The organism is Isoptericola sp. NPDC056573, assembly GCF_042793335.1.
In the GTDB taxonomy this organism is placed as follows: domain Bacteria; phylum Actinomycetota; class Actinomycetes; order Actinomycetales; family Cellulomonadaceae; genus Isoptericola.
Genome location: NZ_JBHTUY010000007.1, coordinates 140,261 through 157,744, shown reverse-complemented (window position 1 = coordinate 157,744; position 17,484 = coordinate 140,261). Strand labels below are relative to the sequence as shown.

The window sequence follows — 17,484 nt, the reverse complement described above, 5'->3', positions numbered from 1 at the left end:
GCCACGGTCGGCGCTGCCACGGTCGGCGCTGCCAGGGCCGTCTCAGACGGCGGCGAAGCGGTTCGGGACGTCGGCGGGCAGGCCCAGCAGCCCGCGCAGGGTGGCGCCGTCGGCGTCGTAGGAGTTGCGCGCGAGCCCACGGCGCCGCAGCTCGGGCAGCAGGTCGGCGGTGATCGCGTCCAGGTCGTCGGGCAGGACGGCGGGCCGCAGCCGGACGCCGTCGTACCCGAGCCGCACCCACGCCTCCACGACGTCGGCGACCTCGGCCGCGCTGCCCACGACGACGCGCACGTCGGTGACCCACGGCCCGCCGGCACGGTCGTCCAGGCGCGCGAGGCGGTCCGCGCCGCGCTCCCCCGGGGTGTCCAGCACGACGGCGAGGTCCGCGACCACACGCAGCGGCTCGCCGGTGCGCCCGACGCGCTCCTCGGCCGCGCGCACGTCGGCGAGCACGGCCAGGGCGCCGGCGTCGTCCGCGGGCGTGACGAACACGACGTCGCCCGCCCGGGCGGCCGCCTCGTACGGGATCGCGGCGTGCGCGAGCAGGGTCACGACGGGCTGGCCCTGCGGCGGGCGCGGCGTGATCGACGGCCCGCGCACCGAGAACCAGGGCGTCTCGGCGTCGACCCGGTGCACCTTGTCACGGTCGATGAACCGGCGCGTCGCGGCGTCGCGGATCTCGGCGTCGTCCTCCCACGAGTCCCACAGCGCGCGCACGGTGTCGACGACGGCGACGGCCTCGTCGAACAGGTCGGCCACGTGCTCGGCTCCGCGCACCGCGAGGAAGTCCTCGAACGCGACCTCGGGCACCTCGCGACGGCCGGTCAGGGCCGCGTCGGCGGCGACCGCCGACACCCGCACCTGCCAACCCGCGCGCCCGCGGCTCGTGTGGTCGAGCGTGGCGAGCGCCTTGGAGACGTGGAACGGCTCGGTGTGCGTGGTGGTGACCACCGGGACGAGGCCGACGTGCCGGGTGGCGGGGGCGACCCGCGCGGCGACCAGCTCGGCGTCGAGCCGCACCCGCACGCGGTCGACGCGCTCCCCGTCCGGGTCGTCGTACGGCACCGTCGGCAGGCCGAAGCTGTCCTCGAAGGTCACGAGGTCGACGAGGCCCGCCTCGGCACGCCGGGCGAGGTCCACCCAGTAGTGCGGGTCGGTCAGGGCCTCGGGGCGGGCCGCCGGCTCCCGCCACGCGGCCGGGTGCCAGCCCGCGCCGTCGAGGGCGACGGCGACGACCGGTCGCGCGGCCGACGGGATGCTGTTCGGGGTGGTGGTGCTCGACATGTGCTGCTCCTCGAAGTCTGCGTCGATGTCCGTGCCGCCGCGGGGCCCGGGGCCCCGGGGCGATGACGGCCGGTCCCGGTGGCGGGAACCTAGGTCCGCGGCGCGCGGCGCCCCAGGGTTCCGGCCGAGCGTCTCTTCAGGTGAGACGGTCGGCCCGGCAGGCCGGCGGCGGACGCCCCGGCCGCCACGGTCAGAAGCTGCGGAGGTTGGCGCGCAGGCCACCCTCGGCGTGCTCGGTGCGCAGGATCCCCCTGCGGCGCAGGATCGGCACCAGCTCGTCGAGCGTGCGGTGCACGGTGACCGGGTGCAGGTCGCCCCACAGCAGCACGCCGTCGTTGCCCCACTCGCCGAGCTCCTCGATCAGGTCGGCGAGCTCGTCGGCCGTGCCGACCCACCCGCTGCGGTCGGCGATCCGCCCGGCCCGCGCGAACGCGGTGAGCAGGGCGCGCAGCGGCGTCGTCGCGACGTCGTGGTCCCCCACGAGCCGCCGCACCGACCCGTGCGACACGTGCTCGCCGAACGTCCCCGGCGGCAGCGGCGCGTCCAGGTCGAGGGCGGTGAGGTCCGTCTCCAGGTCGCTCGACTGCTGCTCGGCGACCCGGAGCAGGGTCGCCTCGTCAGGGCGCGCCGAGGCAGCGACCACCCGGTCCGCCTCCTCGGGGCTGGACACCAGCACGGGCTTGATCGCGAAGAGCACCTTGACGTCCTCGGGCGCCCGCCCCGCGTCGCGGGCCGCGGCGTGCACCTTCGCCCGGTAGGCGCGCACGCCCTCCTGGGTCAGCGGGGCCAGCGCGAGCTGCACGTCGCTGTTGGCCCCGGCGAACCCGAGGCCCCGGGCCGACCCGCCGGGCGAGACGATCGCGGGCTCGTCCCCGTCCGGGAACGGGATCGCGTTCAGCGGCCCGTCGAACGCGTAGTGCTCGCCGCGGTGACGCACCGGCCGCAGCCGCGACCCGTCGGCGTACCGGCCGGTCACCGGGTCCGCGACGAGCGCGCCGTCGTCCCAGCTGCGCCACAGGTCGCGCACCCCCGCCAGCCACTCCTCGGCCCGGTCGTACGCGGCGTCGTGGGACAGCGGTGGCGCGTCGGAGAAGTGCCGCGCGCTGCCGACGTCCGTCACGACGTTGATCCCGAGCCGCCCGCCGGACAGGTGCTGGAGCGAGGCGAGCTGCCGCGCCGCGGTGTACGGCAGGACGGCGGCCGGGTTCACGGTCGGCACGACGCCGAGGTGCCGCGTCGCGGCGAACAGGTACGGGGCCAGCAGGAGCGGGTCGTGCTTGGGCCCGCCGAACGCGGCGCGCACCCGCAGGTCGAGCGTCTCGGGCCCGCCGAGGGACGGCGCGTCCTCGATGATCAGCAGGTCGAGCCCGGCCTGGTCCAGCGCCCGCGCGGACTCCTGGTAGAGGTCCGGCCGGGTCCAGTCGTAGCCCCACCCGAGGGAGTCGTGGCCCCAGCCGTGCGGGCCGAAGCCGCGCGCGAGGAACCAGCCGAGGTGCTGCAGCCGGGTCATGCCGCCACCGCCTTGAGGCCGCGCTCGAGGTCGTCCAGGAGGTCGGGCAGGTCCTCGATGCCGACGGACAGGCGCAGCGTGCCCGGGTGGACGCCCTGCGCGGCCTGCTCGGCCGGGGTGCGCAGCACGTGGCTGGTGCTCGCCGGGTGCAGCACGAGGGAGCGCACGTCGCCCACGTGCGTCATGTGCGTGACGATCCCCAGGCCCTCGACGAACCGGCGCGCCGCCGACGCGCCGCCGTGGAGCGTCACCTGCAGGACGGCGCCCTGCCCGTCGGGCAGGTAGCGGCGCGCGAGCCCGTCCGACGGGCTCGAACCGAGGCCCGGGTAGTCCACGTGGTCGACCTCCGGCCGCCCCTCGAGGAACCGCGCGACGGCCAGCGCGTTCGTGCTCTGCCGTGCCACGCGCAACGAGAGCGTCTCGACGCCCTGCCCCACGAGGAACGCGTTGATCGGCGACGGGGTCGGCCCGAACCGCGGCGCGACGCTCTCGCGGAGGTAGGCGATCCGGGCCCGGCCGCCGTGCCGCTCGACGAGGCTCGCCCCGCCGAGCCGCGACGGGGCGACCAGGTGCGGGTACAGCCGGCCCGACGCCTCGGCGTCGAACGTCCCGGCGTCGACCACCACCCCGCCCAGCACCGACCCGTGCCCGGCGAGGAACTTGCTCGCGGAGTGCACCACGACGTCGGCGCCGTGCTCGATCGGTCGCAGCAGGTACGGGGTGGCCAGCGTGTTGTCGACGACGAACGCGAGACCGCGGGCGTGCGCGACCCGCGCGATCGCGGCGAGGTCGTGCACGTCGCCGCGCGCGTTGGGGATCGACTCCAGGAACACGACCCGGGTGTCCGGGGTGATCCCCCGCTCCCAGGCGCGGACGTCCGCGGGGTCCGCGACGAAGTCGGACTCGATCCCGAGGCGGGGCAGGTTCTCCAGGAACAGCCCCCGCGTGCCCTCGTAGAGGCTGGGCGAGGCGAGCACGCGCTGGCCCGCGCCGACGAGGCCGAGGAGCGTCGTCGTGATCGCCGCCTGGCCCGAGGCGAGGAACAGCGCCTCGGCACCGCCCTCCAGGCGGGCGATCCGGCGCTCGACGGACTCCGTGGTCGGGTTGCCGTGGCGCGTGTACGCGTATCCCTCGCCGGCGCCGAAGTGCGCCTCGGCGTCCTCGTAGCCGGCGAACCGGAACCCCGCCGTGAGATGGATCGGGGTCGCTCGCGGGCTGGCGCTCCCGGGGCCGTCGCCCTCGGAACCTCCGGCGTGGACCTGATTCGTCGTGAACCCGTGGGGCCGGGTCGGGTCGGTGGGGTGCGTCTCGGTCAGGGTCGTCAACGTCGTCTCCAGGAGAACCGTGCTTACCCCCGCGCGGTCGCGCGGCGGTCAGGTCGCTCCCGGGGCACCCCGTCACGTCGAAGGGTTGCCGGCCAGCCAGCCGGGCCTTGGCACTGGCGCTCGTCACCTGGGGCGCAGGGAAGCCGACGAGGGCGCGGCCGTCAACCCCGGTCCGGCGCGGTCTCGTATGCCGGACCCGCACGTGCTGTCCCGGCTAACGCAGCGACCTGACGAAGCAGACGCTCGACTCGGGCGGGTAGGGCGGGTACGGCGGGATCCGCCGCCACCCCTCGCGCTCGTAGAGCGCGACCGCCTCCGGTTGCAGCACACCGGTCTGCAGCCGCAGCTCGCCGATCCCCCGCTCCCGCGCCGAGCCCTCCACCGCCGTCAACGCCGCGGCCGCCAGGCCGCGCCGCCGGTGGGCGGGGCGCACGAAGAGCCGCTTGACCTCGTACGTCACCGCGTCGGTCGCCGCGTCCGGCGTGCCGAGCCGGCGCAGCGACGCCGTCGCGACAGGCTCGTCGCCGACGAGGGCCAACCAGGTCACGAGGACCTCCTCGGCCGTCGGCACGACCTGGAGGCCGCCGGGCGCGCGCGCCGCGAACAGGCGGGCCCGCTCGGCGCGCAGGGCGGCGTAGCGGGGCGCGAGGTCCGCGTCCATGGCGTCCCGGAGGGCGGCCACGCGGCGGTCGTCCCATCCGGTGGCGACCCATCGCGCCGGTCCCGGCGGGCCGTCCCCGGGAGTCGCGGGGCCGGGGACCCTGGCGGTGGCCGTTCCCATGCCCGCCCTCAGCGCAGGAACGTCGTGACGACGTCGTGCAGCGCGGCGGTGGTGAGCTCGAGGGAGGCGACGTCGACCCGCTCGTCGTTGCCGTGGAACAGCCCGCGCCACGCGCCGGGGTCCCAGTCGGCGCTGAGCAGCCCGAAGCCGTAGGCCGGGACGCCGCGGCGCCGGTAGAACCGCCCGTCGGTGCCGCCCGTGCCGAGGGTCGGCACCACGGGGGCGCCCCCGGTGCGGGCCGACACCGTCCGCTCGATGACGCGGTACAGGTCGTTGTCCGTGGGCGACAGGGAGGGCTCGCCGAACCGGTCGCCCACGATCTCGACGTGCTCCGCCAGGTCCCCGAGGGTCTCGGTGAGCAGCGCCTCGACGTCGCCGGGCCGGGTGCCCGGCAGGACGCGGATGTCGAGCGTGATCTCGGCCAGGCCCGGGATGACGTTCGGCTTGGACCCGGCGCCGATGACGGTCGGGGCGAGCGTCGTGTGCGTCGTGGCGTGCGCGACCGCGCCGAGGGCGCCGAGCCGCGGGAGCGCGTCGTCGAGCCGCTCCGGGTCGAGCAGGGCGGCGCGCAGGTCTGGCTCCGGCGCCAGCGCGTCCACGTACCGGCGCCAGAGGTCGCCGACGACGACGGGGCCGCGGGCGGCGGCGATGCGCCGCACCACCTCCGCGGCGATGACGATGGCGTTCCTGCTGCCCCACGGGCCGGAGCCGTGCCCGGGCCGGCCGTGCACGCGCAGCAGCCGGCCGGCGCCGCCCTTCTCCCCCACGGCCAGCGTCCGCGCCCCGAGCGGCCCCACGGGCACGCCGCCGGACTCGGTGAGCACGTGGTCGGCCCGCACCAGGTCCCACCGATGGGTGGTGAGCCAGTCGACCCCCCACACGCTGCCGTGCTCCTCGTCCGCGACGGCGGCGAGCAGCAGGTCGCCGCGCGGCGGGCGGCCGGAGGTCGCGAGCGCCCGCGTCACGACGGCGTAGGCCGCCGTGAGCCCGAGCATGTCGATCGCGCCCCGGCCCCAGACCCAGCCGTCGACGAGCTCGGCCCCGAACGGGTCGCGGCTCCAGCCGTCCGGCTCGACGGGGACGACGTCGGTGTGCCCGACCAGGCCGAGGCTCGGCGCCGTCGGGTCGGTGCCGTGCACGCGCGTGACCAGCGACGTGCGCCCGGGCTGCGGCTCCACCCGCTCGAGCTCCAGCCGGGCGCCGTCGAGGAAGTCCGCGATGGTCTCCGCGTTGCGGACCTCCTGGCCCGAGCCCACCGTGCCGTCGTTGACGCACGCGTTGCGGATGAGCGCGCGCAACAGCTCGACCGTCTGGCCCGCGAGCACCTCCTCGGTCGTGAGCCGCCGCCCGCCGCTCGTGGGCGCCGCCGTCGTCGTGGACGTCGTCGTGGAGGTCGTCGTGGTCGTCATACCGTCTCCAGCCTCTGCACGGCCCGGCGGCCGGGGATGGCCGCGACGAGCTCGCGCGTGTACTCCTCCTGCGGGTCCAGCAGGATCTGGTCCGCCGCACCCTGCTCCACGAGCCGGCCGCGGCTCATCACGCCGACCTGGTCGGCCACCTGCCGCACGACCGCGAGGTCGTGCGAGATGAACAGGTACGCGAGCCCGTGCTCGGCCTGGAGCCGCACCAGCAGCTCGAGGATCTGCGCCTGCACCGAGACGTCGAGCGCGGACACCGGCTCGTCCAGCACGACGAGCTCCGGCTGCAGGGCGAGCGCCCGCGCGATGGCGACGCGCTGGCGCTGGCCGCCGGAGAGCTCCCGGGGGCCGCGCCGCAGCACGTCGGCCGGCAGCGCGACGTCCTCGATCAGGGCCCGCGCCCGGTCGGCGCGCTCCGCACGATCGCCGACGCCGTAGGCGCGCAGCGGCTCGGCCACGATCTGCTCCACCGTGAACCGGGGGTCGAGCGACGCGTACGGGCTCTGGTACACCACCTGGAAGCCCCGTCGCAGCGCGCGCAGCTCCCGTCCGCGCGCGTCCGTGATGTCCTCGCCGCGGAACACGACGCTCCCGGCCGTGGGCTGCTCGAGACGCAGCGCCAGGCGCGCCGTCGTGCTCTTGCCCGAGCCGGACTCCCCGACCAGGGCGTAGGTGCGCCCCCGCCCCACGGCGAGGCTCACGTCGTCGACCGCGACGAGGGTGCGGCGCTCCGCCCCGCGCGGCAGCGGGAACTCCTTGCGGACGCCGTCGAGCGCGAGCACCGGCGACGCCGTGCCCTCCACGGAGGACGGCGCCGGCTCCGCGCGCCGCTCGGCGTCGGGGGCGGGGCCGCGGTCGCCGCCGACGACGAGGCGCGAGCTCGCCAGGCTCGGCGCGGCCGCCAGGAGCGCGCGCGTGTACGGGTGCTGCGGCTCGGCGAGCAGGCGGGCGGCGGGGCCCTCCTCGACCACCAGTCCCTGCTCGAGGACCACGATGCGGTCGGCCCGGTCGGCGGCCACCCCCAGGTCGTGGGTGATGAGCAGCACCGCGGTGCCCGTCTCGCGCACGAGCGAGTCGAGGTGGTCCAGGATGCGGCGCTGCACGGTGACGTCGAGGGCGCTGGTCGGCTCGTCCGCGACGATCAGGCGGGGCCCGGCCGCGATGGCGATCGCGATGAGCACCCGTTGACGCAGGCCGCCCGAGAGCTGGTGCGGGTACTGGCGCGCCCGCGCCGCGGGGTCGTCCACGCCGGCCTGGCGCAGCAGCTCGACGGCGCGGACCTTGGCGTCCGCGCGGCGCGCCAACCCGTGGATGACGAGCACCTCGGCGACCTGGTCCCCCACCCGGACCACCGGGTTGAGGGAGACGGTCGGGTCCTGCGGCACCAGGCCCACGTGGCGGCCGCGCACGTCCTGCCACTCCTTCGCCGTGAGGTCGGACAGGTCCCGGCCGTCGAGCCGGATGCGGCCGGCCGTGACCTCGCCGCCGCGGGGAAGCAGGTGCAGGGCGGCGTGCGCCGTCGTGCTCTTGCCCGAGCCGGACTCGCCGACCAGGGCCACCACCTCTCCCGCCCCGACCCGCAGGTCCACGCCCCGCACGGCGGGGCGGGTGCCGCCGTCGGCGGCCCGGTAGGCCACCTCGAGGCCGCTGATCTCGAGCACCGGGGTCTGGGGCGCGGGCGCCTCCGCCGCCGGCGGGCGTGCTGCTCCGGTCACTGGTCCTCTCCCGACTTCTCCAGGGCCCGCGACACACGGTTGGCGGCGAGCACGACGGCCACGATGACGAGCCCGGGCAGGGTGGTGAGCCACCACGCGGTGGCGAGGTAGTCGCGCCCGCCGGAGACGAGCGCGCCCCACTCGGGCGCTGGTGGCGGCGTGCCGTAGCCGAGGAAGCTCAGCGCGGACACGGCCAGCACGGCGGTGCCGAAGTCGAGGGCGACGAGCGCCAGCACGGGGCCGGAGGAGTTCGGCAGCACGTGGCGCCCGAGCACGGCGGGCCAACGTAGCCCGGACGCCCGGGCCGCCTCGACGTACACGGAGGTCGACACGCGCAGCACCTCGGCCCGCATGACGCGGGCGAAGGTCGCCACCGAGCCGATGCCCACCGCGATCGCCACCTTGACCGGCCCGAAGCCGAGCGCGGTGATGATCGCCAGGGAAAGCAGGATGCTCGGGATCGCGAGGAGCACGTCGACCAGCCGGCCGATCACGTCGTCCACCCAGCCGCGCAGGAAGCCCGCGAGCAGGCCCAGCAGGGAACCGAGGACGAGGCCGACGACCACCGCGAGCGCCGTCGTGCGCAGCGTGAGCGACGCGCCGTGCACCACCCGGGCGTACACGTCGCGCCCCAGGTGGTCGGTGCCGAACCAGTGCGCGCCCGACGGCGCCTGCAGCCGGTCGGCGGGGACGCCGCCCAGCGGGTCCTGGGCGGTGAACGCCTGCGGCACGACCGCCCAGGCGGCGACGAGCAGCAGCACGGCCACGGCGACCAGCAGCCCCGGCCGTCGCAGCACGTGGCGGACGGCGCGGACGGCGGCCCGGGGGCGACCGTCGCGCGCCGCGCCGGCGGCGGTCGCCGGGACGGGAGCGGCGGCCCGGGCCGCGGGCCGGGAGAGGGTCTGGAGCGTCATGCGGTCACCGCCGTGGGTCGCCTCGTGCGGGCCCGGCGCGGGGCCCGCACCTGGATCCTGGGGTCGAGCAGGGGGTAGACGAGGTCGACCACGAGGGTGACGACGACGAAGACGAGCGCCGACAGCACGACGATCGCCAGGACCACGGGCACGTCCTGCTGGTTGACCGACTGCACGGTGAGCCGGCCGAGCCCGACGCGGGAGAACACCGTCTCGGTGACCACGGCGCCCCCGAGCAGGCCGCCCACCATGACGCCGAGCACGGTGAACGCCGGGATGGCGGCGTTGCGCAGGGCGTGCGCGAGGTGCACCCGGGTGCGGCTCGCGCCCTTGGCCCACGCCGTCTCGACGTAGGGCTCGCCGAGCGTGCCCCGCAGGGAGCGGGACAGGATCTGGGCGAGCTGGGCCCCGGCCGGGACGGCGAGCGTGATCGTGGGCAGCACGAGGCTGATCGCGCCGTCGTTGCCGATCGCCGGGAACACCGGCACCCGGAACGAGAACCACTGCAGCAGCACCAGGCCCACGAAGAACGTGGGCAGCGCGACCCCGAGCGGCGGCAGCGCGGACAGCGCCTGGCGCAGGAACCGGGCCCGCGGGAAGACGCTGGCCACGGCGACCGCGGTGCCCCCGACGACGGCGACCACCAGCGCCGTGCCGGTGAGCTTGAGCGTCTCGGGCAGGGCCTGCGCGACGAGCGTGGTCGCGGGTGCGCCGCTCACGTAGGAGGTGCCGAAGTCGCCGGTCAGCGCGGCGAGCAGGGCGGCGCCGTACTGCACGAGGACCGGGCGGTCGAGCCCGTACTCGGCCCGCAGCGCGGCCAGCTGGGCCGGGTCGACCTGGTTCACCTCGCCGCCACCGGACGCGACCAGGGCGGCCGGGTCGCTGGGCAGCAGGTAGAGGACGAAGAACGCGACGGTGAAGGCCGCCCAGAGGACGAACACCCCCTGCCCGGCGCGCCGCAGCACGTAGCGGGTCATCCGGTCACTCCTCACCCGCGCCGTCGGTGACCCAGGCGTCGTAGAAGTCCAGGCGCGAGGACGCCTCGAACGTCAGGCCCTGGACGCGGTCGCTCGCGGCGATCGTGGTGGACAGCTCGTAGACGGGGATGGCGTGCCCGCGCTCGATGAGGAGCCTGGACGCCTCGGCCACGAGCTTCTTCCGCTCCTCGGGGTCGGTGGCCGCGGCGGAGTCGTCCAGGAGCTGGTCGACCTCCTCCGCGTCGCGCTGGTTGATGTTGCGCGCGTTCGCCGAGAAGATCGTGCGCAGCACGTCGGCGTCGGACCGGGTGAGGTTGTAGTAGTCGAAGTCGAAGTCGCCGGCCTCGTTCGCCGCCTCCTTCTCGGCGACGGTCACGTGCTTGAGCTGCAGGTCGACGCCGATCTGGCGCAGCTGCTGCTGCACGAGCTCGAGCGGCTCGGGCACCTGCCAGAACGTCACGGTCGTGGTGAGCGTCTGCCCGTCCTTCTCCCGGATGCCGTCGGCGCCCTCGACCCAGCCGGCGTCGTCGAGGATCTTCTTCGCGCCCTCGGGGTCGTAGGCGAGCAGGTCGTCGGCGCCCTCGAACAGCGGCGTCGAGTGGGAGAGCACGCCCGTGGCCGGCTGGTCCTGCGGCGTCAGCACCGTGTCGACGATCTGCTGGCGGTCGATCCCCTTGACGAGCGCGGTGCGCACGGCCTCGTCGGCGGCCAGCGGGCTGGACTCGTTCGGGAAGAGGTTGAACACGACGCCCGGGTTGGCGCGGTACTGCAGCCAGAACCCGTTGCCGTCGAACTGCGGCAGGTCGACGGCGTTCAGCGCGGCGGTGGCGTCGATCTGGCCGGACTGCAGGGAGCCGGTGCGCACGCCGGCCTCGGGGATGACCTTGAAGGTCACGGTGTCGAGGTAGGCCTCGCCGGTGTGCGCGTTCGCCTCCGAGCCCCAGGCGTAGTCCTTGACCTTCTCCAGGACGATCTCCTGGTCCTGGGCGTAGGTCTGCACGGCGAACGGCCCGGAGCCCACGTACTTGCCGGCGCACCGGTCCTCGGCCGAGAGCTTCGCCGAGCCGGGCGACAGCAGGCCGAGGGAGAACGTCGACGTGGCCTGGAGGAACTGCGCGCTGGGCTCGTCGAAGTCGACGGTCACGGTGTGCTCGTCCACCACGGTGGTGCCCGCGTAGCCGACCAGGTACTGCGACCCGAGCGACGCCACGGCGCCGAGGTCGACGATAGCGTCGAAGTTGGTCTTGACGGCCTCGGCGTCGATCGGGGTGCCGTCGGCGAAGGTGGCGTCGTCGCGCAGGTGGAACGTGTAGCTGGAGGCGTCGTCGTTCACCTCCCAGCTCTCGGCGAGCCAGGGCAGGATCTCGCCCGACTCCGGGTCCTGGGCGGTCAGGGAGGCGACGGTCTGCCGGGCGGCCGCGATCGCGTCGTTGTTGCCGACCTGCTGCGGGTCGATGCAGTGCGAGTCCACCGTGATGGCGAACGTCAGGTCGCCGCCGGCGACGGGCTCGGCGTCGGCCGACGCGCCGGTACCGGTCGCGTCGGCGCCGCTCGAGCAGGCGCCCAGCAGGAGGCCGGCGGCCGAGGCGGCCGCGGCCAGCCCGAGGGTCCGGCGGCGGTGGGTGCGAGGGGTGGTGGTCATCGCGTGGCGTTCCTCGTGGTCGTGGCGGGTCGTCCCGGCCCCGGCGCGCTGCCGGGACCCGGTGGACGACCGGAGCCGTGCTTACCCCGCCGCGGGCGCGGCAGGGTCAGGTCGTTCCCGGAGCACCCCGTCACGTCGAAGGGTTGCTGGCCAGCGAGCCGGGCCTGGGTGCTGGCGCTCGTCACCTGGGCGGCAGGGAAGCGGCCCGGGGCCCGCGAGTCAAGGAATGCCGTGGTCGTCTCATATCTCGGATGCCTCCCCCTCGGGCCGGGCGTCCCGCCGTGCACGCGCCCGCTGCACTAGTGCACAGCCGCCGAGCGTCCCGCGTCTGTCCAGGTCAGGGGGCGTGCGTTCCTACGGTGAACCCATGCGCTACCTGGAAGGGCCGTTCGAGCCCGTCACCGAAGAGATCACCGCCTACGGCCTGCCCGTCACCGGGCGGATCCCGGCCGAGCTGAACGGCCGCTACCTGCGCAACGGGCCCAACGCCCTGGGCGTGGAGGATCCCGGCGTACACATCTGGGGCATGGGCCAGGGCATGGTGCACGGGGTGCGGCTGCGCGACGGCCGGGCCGAGTGGTACCGCAACCGCTTCGTCCGGACGTCGGGCTTCGCGCCCATGGTCCACGTGATCGAGCACGCGCAGCGCACGTTCGCCCTGGCGGAAGGCGGCCTCCCGCCCGCGGAGCTGGACGAGGAGCTGAACACGCTGGGGTCGTGCGACCTCGGCGCCACCCCCGAGGGGTTCATGGCAGGGGCGCACTCCAAGCACGACCCGCGCACCGGGGAGCTGCACTCGCTGTCGTACATGCCGGGCCGCGACGTCGTGCAGCACATCGTGACCGACGCCGGCGGGACGGTCACCGGCACCACCTCGATCCCGATGACCCGCACGCCGTTCATGCACGACTTCGCGCTCACCGAGAGCCACGTCGTGCTCTGGGACACGCCGCTCGGCTTCGACGGCCTCGAGTGCCGCTGGCTGCCGGACCACCCGACCCGGGTGGGCGTCATGCCCCGGGCGGGAGGCGAGGTGCGCTGGTTCGACGTCGACCCCGTCCACGTCAGCCACACGCTGAACGCCTACGACGACGGCGACTCGGTGGTGGTCGACGTCATCACGGCCGACGGACCGTTCGACCCCGCCGCGCCCGGCGCGATCCGCCCGATGCTGGACCGCTGGACGATCGGGCCGGGCACGATCCACCAGCAGCGGGTGGACGACCGGCCGCAGGACTTCCCGCGGGTGAACGAGTCGCGCCTGACCCGCCCCTACCGCTTCGGCTACTCGGCGGCGACCGCCCTCTACGGGGTGCCGTTCGAGCCCGAGGGAGCGCCGGGCGACGACTCCTTCACCAACGCCCTCGTCAAGCACGACCTCGCGCACGGCACGTCCGAGGTGCACCGCTTCGGGCGGGACGAGGCAGTCGGCGAGGCCGTGTTCGCCGCGGCCGGGGCCGACGGTGCCGTCGAGGACCACGGATACCTGCTCACCTACGTCCACAGCCCCTCGCGGAACGCCAGCGACCTGGTGATCCTCGCCGCCCAGGACTTCACCGGCGCGCCCGTCGCCCGCGTCCACCTGCCGGCCCGGGTGCCCCTCGGTCTGCACGGCAGCTGGCTCCCGGACCGATGACTCCCGACCGACGAGTCTCGGTGCCGTCGACGCCGTGGCAGCATGACGCCGTGACCGACACGCCGCGGTACCTCGTGATCGTCGCCGACCTCGAGCGGCGCATCGCCGACGGCGACCTCCAGCCCGGTGATCGCGTGCCCACGACCCGGGCGATCGTGCACGAGTGGGGCGTCGCGATGGCGACCGCCACCAAGGCCCTGGCCACGCTCCGGCAGTCGGGCGCGATCGAGACGGTGCCCCGGGTCGGCGCGGTGGTCGCCTCTCGCAGGCTTCCGTCGCGCGCGACCGGAGGGCTCGAGCGGGACCAGGTCGTCCGCGCGGCGATGAGCGTCGCCGACACGAGCGGCGTGCCCGGCCTGTCCCTGCGGGCGGTCGCGGCCGAGCTCGGCGTCGCGACGATGACCCTGCGCCGTCACCTCGACGGCACGACGGAGCTCACCCAGCTCGTCGCGGACGCGGCGTTCGCCGAGATCGTCTACCCGGAACCGCCGCCCGGCTGGCGCTCCCACCTGAGGACCGCCGCTCATCTCCAGTGGGAGACCTACCAGCGTCACCCCTGGTTGCCGCGCCTGGTGTCCATCCTCCGACCCGCGACCCTGCCCGGACTCCTGGAGTACGGCGCATGGACCCTGCGCGCGCTCGACGATCTCGGCCTGGACCCGACCACCCGGCTGCACGTGTACGGGACCCTGGTCAACTACGTCCGCGGCACCGCGATCAACATCGAGGCCGAGGCGGGCGCCGAGGCGGACACCGGGATGACCAGCAGGCAGTGGTCCGTCGTCCGGCGCGCGGTCGACGGCGCGCTGGTCGCCCAGGTGACGCCGCCCGGCACGGAGCTCGACCTCGAGTCGCTGTACACCTTCGGTCTGGAGCGTCTGCTCGACGGCCTGACGCTGCTGCTCACGCCCCGGTAGGGGTGTTCAGCCTCGGCGCAGGCGGGCGCCCAGCAGGTACAGCTCGCACCCGAGGCACAGCCCGACGACGGCGTTCAGCCCGGCGGCCACGAAGGCGAGGCCGGCGGCCCAGGGCACGGCGGCGAGCACGCCCGCCAGACCGAGGACCACGCCGACGCCGGTGACGACCAGGCCGACGAGCTGGGCGAACCGCGGCGGCCGCGGGTCCTCGAGCTCGGCGGGCGGCGCGAGCCGGGGACGGACGAGCGTCTTGAAGAGCCAGCCCTGCACCGTGCCCTGCGCGCCGCGCACGGCGCCCAGGAGGAACCCGGCCGCCACGACGGCGAGCAGCACGAGGCCGGCGGTGCTCGCCCCGAGGAGCACGACCACGGCGAGCAGCAGCGACGTGATCCCGGCGCCCACGCGCGGCCCCCGCGGGTCGATGCCGGCCGGCGCCTGCGTGGTGGTGGTCTCGCGGGTCATCGTCGCCTCCTGCGGCGGGTCGGGTCAGGCGGGTCGGGTCAGGCGGGCCGGGCGGGTCGGGTCAGGCGACGCCGGCGGGTACCGGGAGGGCGGCGGCCAGCGCCTGGCGCGCCTGGGCGGGCGACATGCCGCCGCTGCTGCGGGCGGCCTGCGCCCCGGTGGCGTCGAGCACCAGCACCGTCGGGGTGCTGAGGACGCCGAGCTCCCGCACGAGGTCGAGGTGGTCGTCGACGTCGAGCTCGTGGTGCTCGACGCCGGCCTCGCGCTCGGCGAGGCCGCGCAGCACGCGGGCGGTGGCGCGGCACGGGGCGCACACCTCGGCGGACAGCTGGACGAACGTGGCCCGCTCCCCCAGCCGGACGCCGCGGGCCGCCCAGTCCACGCCGGGGTCCCGTCGGGCGGGGGTCGTGCGGACGCGGCCCTGGCGCGCCTTCCAGAGCGCGCCCAGGACGACGGTCCCGAGGACGAGCACCCCCAGCACCACGAGCTGGGTCGGCTGCACGGTCATGGTTCCCTCCCTCGCCACGGTCGACGTCCGCGGCCATTCTCCTCGTCGCCCACCATCCGGTCGACGGGGTGCCCGCATGGCGGACACCTCGTCGACCGGATCGCGGAGCTAGGCGGGCACCGCCGCCACGCGGTCGCCGGGGTGCCCCGCCGCGGTGAACCCGGCGGCCCGGCGCGCGTCGTGGGGACCCCAGAGCGTCGTCGACACCTCGGCGCGCACCAGCGGCGCCACCTCGGCGGCGAACCGGCGCAGCACGTCCTCCTGGTGGGACGGCTCGAGCAGGTGGTTCACCGACACCGACTGCAGCACGTGCCCGAAGGTCCCGTGGTAGTCGAGGATCTTCTCCGCCACCCGCTCCGGCGAGCCGACCAGCGCGGGCCCGCGCTCCACCGCGTCCTCGATCGTCTCGAAGGCGAGGGCCTTGCCCACGTGCGTCGCGGGGTCGTAGCCCCGGGCCCGCAGCCGCGCGACCTGCCCCTCGTACAGCGGGCGGTACTCCTCGATCGCCTGCTCGGTGGTGTCGGCGAGGAACAGCCCGCCCGACCCTGCCCCGACGAACCCCTGGGCCGGGTCGTGCCCGGCCGCCGCGTACCGCTCGCGGTACCGGTCGATGAGCACCCCGTAGCTCTCCCGCGGCTGCAGCGCGTTGGCGCTGACGATCGGGTCGCCCCAGCGGGCGGCCAGGTCGACGGCGAACTCGCTCGTCGCGGAGCCGTGCCAGATGCGGAACGCCCCCGCGTAGGGCCGCGGCAGCGTGGTGGCGTGCTCGAGGGCGTGCCGGTGGCGGCCGGACCACGTCACGTCCTCCTCCGACAGCAGCAGGCGCAGCAGCTCGTAGTTCTCCTCGAGGTACTCGTACTGCCGGGCGATGTCGAGGCCGAGCAGCGGGTACTGCAGCTCCTCGTTCCCCTTCCCGATGACGATCTCCAGCCGCCCGCGGGAGAGCTGGTCGACGGTCGCGAGGTCCTCGGCCACCCGGATCGGGTCGAGCAGCGAGAGCACGGTGACGCCGGTGGACAGCAGGATGCGCTCGGTCCGGGCGGCGACGGCGCCGAGGATCACCGTGGGCGCGGACGACAGCACGTCGCCGGCGTGCCGCTCCCCCACGGCGAACGAGTCGAAGCCGAGCTCCTCGGCCAGCACGGCGTGCTCGACGACGCGCGCCAGCCGGTCGGCGGGCGGCACCGTCTCCCCCGTGACGGGATGCGGCGGGTTGAAGACGATGTCGAGCAGCTGGAAGCGCATCAGGCGACGCGCTCCTCGGCGCCGGCCGTCGCCGTCTCGGCCGCGGCACGGTCGCGCGCGGCGACGCCCTCGCGCACCAGCGGGATGACGTACCGGCCGAAGTCGATCGCGTCGTCGAGCAGGTCGTAGCCGCGGGCGGAGATGACCCGCACGCCCAGGTCGTAGTACGCGAGCAGCGCCTCGGCGACCTGCTCGGGCGTGCCGACCAGCGCGTTGGAGTTGCCGGCCCCGCCGGTGGCCTTGGCCGTCGCGGTCCACAGCGCGGTGTCGTACCGCTCGCCCTCGGCGGCGATCTCGAGCAGCCGCTGCGACCCCGCGTTCTCCGGCCTGTCGATCGGGTGCCGCCGGGAGAGCTGCCCGCCGAGCTCCGCCTTGCGTGCCTCGATGCGGTCCAGCACGCGGTGCGCCTTCTCCCACGCGAGCTCCTCGGTGGGGGCGACGATCGGGCGGAACGCGGCGTGGATGCGCGGCGGCGTCTCCCGGTCGGCGGCAGCGGCCTCGGCGTGCACGCGGTCGATCTGCTCCTTCGTGCGCGCCAACGGCTCGCCCCAGACGGCGTAGATGTCGGCCTCGGCCGCGCCGACCCGGAACGCGGCGTCCGAGGAGCCGCCGAAGGAGACCGTGGGCACGTGGCCCTCGAACGGCTTCGCGTCGAGCACGAAGTCCTCGAAGTCGTAGAACTGCCCGTGGTGGTCGAACGCCTCCGGGCTGGTCCACGCCTGCTTGACGATCCGGATGTACTCGTGGGTGCGCGCGTACCGCTCGTCCTTGGTGAGCCGGTCGCCCTCGCGCCCCTGCTCGTGGTCGTTGCCGCCGGTGATGAAGTGCACCGACAGGCGTCCGCCGGAGAGCTGGTCGAGGGTGGCGAACGTCTTCGCGGCGTACGTGGGGTACGAGACGTTCGGGCGGTGCGCCAGCAGCAGCTCGATGCTCTGCAGCCTCGCGGCGGTGTGCGCGGCGAGGGCCGCCGGCTCGGGGCCGGAGGACCCGTAGGCGAACAGCACGCGGGTCCAGCCGTTGTCCTCGTGGGCGCGCACGATGCGCTCGAGGTAGGCGGGGTCGAACGCGGCGGTGGTGCGGGCCGACGTCTCGGAGGCGTCGTTCGTGGTGGCGATGCCGAGGAACTCGACGGGCATGGGGGTCTCCTTCG

15 protein-coding genes and 2 riboswitches are annotated in these 17,484 nt (G+C 75.3%); of the genes, 2 read left to right on the top strand and 13 right to left on the bottom strand.

Features of this window, described 5'->3' with window-relative positions:
* Positions 1 to 42: 42 nt before the first annotated feature.
* The 9 genes from ACFQ8E_RS14025 to ACFQ8E_RS13985 form a co-directional block, all read right to left on the bottom strand.
* A complete protein-coding gene (locus tag ACFQ8E_RS14025) occupies positions 43 to 1,284 on the bottom strand; it encodes an LLM class flavin-dependent oxidoreductase (protein WP_430551166.1) in 1,242 nt (413 codons plus the stop codon).
* Positions 1,285 to 1,474: 190 nt separating this feature from the next.
* Positions 1,475 to 2,794 carry an LLM class flavin-dependent oxidoreductase gene (locus ACFQ8E_RS14020; protein ID WP_430551165.1) on the bottom strand — a complete coding sequence of 440 codons (1,320 nt, stop codon included), beginning with the start codon at positions 2,792 to 2,794 and terminating at the stop codon, positions 1,475 to 1,477.
* Positions 2,791 to 4,119, bottom strand: a complete 1,329-nt coding sequence (locus ACFQ8E_RS14015; protein ID WP_430551164.1) for an O-acetylhomoserine aminocarboxypropyltransferase/cysteine synthase family protein — start codon at positions 4,117 to 4,119, stop codon at positions 2,791 to 2,793. The genes ACFQ8E_RS14020 and ACFQ8E_RS14015 overlap by 4 nt, the downstream gene beginning before the upstream one ends.
* Before the next feature lie 14 nt (positions 4,120 to 4,133).
* A riboswitch (SAM riboswitch) is annotated at positions 4,134 to 4,247 on the bottom strand.
* Between the two features lie 86 nt (positions 4,248 to 4,333).
* A complete protein-coding gene (locus ACFQ8E_RS14010) occupies positions 4,334 to 4,801 on the bottom strand; it encodes a GNAT family N-acetyltransferase (RefSeq protein ID WP_430551163.1) in 468 nt (155 codons plus the stop codon).
* Positions 4,802 to 4,908: 107 nt separating this feature from the next.
* Positions 4,909 to 6,309, bottom strand: a complete 1,401-nt coding sequence (locus ACFQ8E_RS14005; protein ID WP_430551162.1) for a M20/M25/M40 family metallo-hydrolase — start codon at positions 6,307 to 6,309, stop codon at positions 4,909 to 4,911.
* Positions 6,306 to 8,033 (bottom strand): dipeptide ABC transporter ATP-binding protein, encoded by a 1,728-nt coding sequence (locus ACFQ8E_RS14000; RefSeq protein WP_430551161.1) that lies wholly within the window; start codon positions 8,031 to 8,033, stop codon positions 6,306 to 6,308. Before ACFQ8E_RS14000 ends, ACFQ8E_RS14005 begins: the two co-directional genes overlap by 4 nt.
* On the bottom strand, positions 8,030 to 8,947 hold the full coding sequence (locus tag ACFQ8E_RS13995) for an ABC transporter permease (RefSeq protein ID WP_430551160.1): 918 nt from the start codon (positions 8,945 to 8,947) through the stop codon (positions 8,030 to 8,032). The genes ACFQ8E_RS14000 and ACFQ8E_RS13995 overlap by 4 nt, the downstream gene beginning before the upstream one ends.
* On the bottom strand, positions 8,944 to 9,924 hold the full coding sequence (locus ACFQ8E_RS13990) for an ABC transporter permease (protein WP_430551159.1): 981 nt from the start codon (positions 9,922 to 9,924) through the stop codon (positions 8,944 to 8,946). Before ACFQ8E_RS13990 ends, ACFQ8E_RS13995 begins: the two co-directional genes overlap by 4 nt.
* Before the next feature lie 4 nt (positions 9,925 to 9,928).
* On the bottom strand, positions 9,929 to 11,566 hold the full coding sequence (locus tag ACFQ8E_RS13985; protein ID WP_430551158.1) for an ABC transporter substrate-binding protein: 1,638 nt from the start codon (positions 11,564 to 11,566) through the stop codon (positions 9,929 to 9,931).
* Between the two features lie 72 nt (positions 11,567 to 11,638).
* Positions 11,639 to 11,752, bottom strand: a riboswitch (SAM riboswitch).
* A 181-nt stretch (positions 11,753 to 11,933) separates the two neighbouring features.
* Here ACFQ8E_RS13985 and ACFQ8E_RS13980 point away from each other — a divergent pair.
* Both ACFQ8E_RS13980 and ACFQ8E_RS13975 read left to right on the top strand, forming a co-directional pair.
* Complete coding sequence (locus ACFQ8E_RS13980; protein WP_430551157.1) at positions 11,934 to 13,202, top strand: carotenoid oxygenase family protein; 1,269 nt, start codon at positions 11,934 to 11,936, stop codon at positions 13,200 to 13,202.
* 50 nt (positions 13,203 to 13,252) lie between these two features.
* Positions 13,253 to 14,119, top strand: coding sequence for a GntR family transcriptional regulator (locus ACFQ8E_RS13975; RefSeq protein WP_430551156.1), 867 nt, complete (start codon positions 13,253 to 13,255; stop codon positions 14,117 to 14,119).
* Positions 14,120 to 14,125: 6 nt separating this feature from the next.
* Here the strand turns inward: ACFQ8E_RS13975 and ACFQ8E_RS13970 are convergent, their stop codons facing one another.
* The 4 genes from ACFQ8E_RS13970 to ACFQ8E_RS13955 all read right to left on the bottom strand — a co-directional run bounded on the left by ACFQ8E_RS13970 (position 14,126) and on the right by ACFQ8E_RS13955 (position 17,470).
* Entirely contained in the window at positions 14,126 to 14,581 is a 456-nt protein-coding gene (locus ACFQ8E_RS13970) for a DUF4395 domain-containing protein (protein ID WP_430551155.1), read from the bottom strand.
* A 61-nt stretch (positions 14,582 to 14,642) separates the two neighbouring features.
* Positions 14,643 to 15,089: a thioredoxin family protein gene (locus ACFQ8E_RS13965; RefSeq protein ID WP_430551154.1), complete on the bottom strand. Its 447-nt coding sequence runs from the start codon at positions 15,087 to 15,089 to the stop codon at positions 14,643 to 14,645.
* A 108-nt stretch (positions 15,090 to 15,197) separates the two neighbouring features.
* Positions 15,198 to 16,334, bottom strand: coding sequence for an LLM class flavin-dependent oxidoreductase (locus ACFQ8E_RS13960; protein WP_430551153.1), 1,137 nt, complete (start codon positions 16,332 to 16,334; stop codon positions 15,198 to 15,200).
* On the bottom strand, positions 16,334 to 17,470 hold the full coding sequence (locus tag ACFQ8E_RS13955; protein WP_430551152.1) for an LLM class flavin-dependent oxidoreductase: 1,137 nt from the start codon (positions 17,468 to 17,470) through the stop codon (positions 16,334 to 16,336). The genes ACFQ8E_RS13960 and ACFQ8E_RS13955 overlap by 1 nt, the downstream gene beginning before the upstream one ends.
* Between the last annotated feature and the right edge of the window lie 14 nt (positions 17,471 to 17,484).

Bases quoted from the DNA above. Each gene is read 5' to 3' on its own strand.
- ACFQ8E_RS14025 (WP_430551166.1), bottom strand. From the start codon at position 1,284: ATGTCGAGCACCACCACCCCGAACAGCATCCCGTCGGCCGCGCGACCG.
- ACFQ8E_RS14020 (WP_430551165.1), bottom strand. From the start codon at position 2,794: ATGACCCGGCTGCAGCACCTCGGCTGGTTCCTCGCGCGCGGCTTCGGC.
- ACFQ8E_RS14005 (WP_430551162.1), bottom strand. From the start codon at position 6,309: ATGACGACCACGACGACCTCCACGACGACGTCCACGACGACGGCGGCG.
- ACFQ8E_RS13995 (WP_430551160.1), bottom strand. From the start codon at position 8,947: ATGACGCTCCAGACCCTCTCCCGGCCCGCGGCCCGGGCCGCCGCTCCC.
- ACFQ8E_RS13990 (WP_430551159.1), bottom strand. From the start codon at position 9,924: ATGACCCGCTACGTGCTGCGGCGCGCCGGGCAGGGGGTGTTCGTCCTC.
- ACFQ8E_RS13985 (WP_430551158.1), bottom strand. From the start codon at position 11,566: ATGACCACCACCCCTCGCACCCACCGCCGCCGGACCCTCGGGCTGGCC.
- ACFQ8E_RS13980 (WP_430551157.1), top strand. From the start codon at position 11,934: ATGCGCTACCTGGAAGGGCCGTTCGAGCCCGTCACCGAAGAGATCACC.
- ACFQ8E_RS13970 (WP_430551155.1), bottom strand. From the start codon at position 14,581: ATGACCCGCGAGACCACCACCACGCAGGCGCCGGCCGGCATCGACCCG.
- ACFQ8E_RS13965 (WP_430551154.1), bottom strand. From the start codon at position 15,089: ATGACCGTGCAGCCGACCCAGCTCGTGGTGCTGGGGGTGCTCGTCCTC.
- ACFQ8E_RS13960 (WP_430551153.1), bottom strand. From the start codon at position 16,334: ATGCGCTTCCAGCTGCTCGACATCGTCTTCAACCCGCCGCATCCCGTC.
- ACFQ8E_RS13955 (WP_430551152.1), bottom strand. From the start codon at position 17,470: ATGCCCGTCGAGTTCCTCGGCATCGCCACCACGAACGACGCCTCCGAG.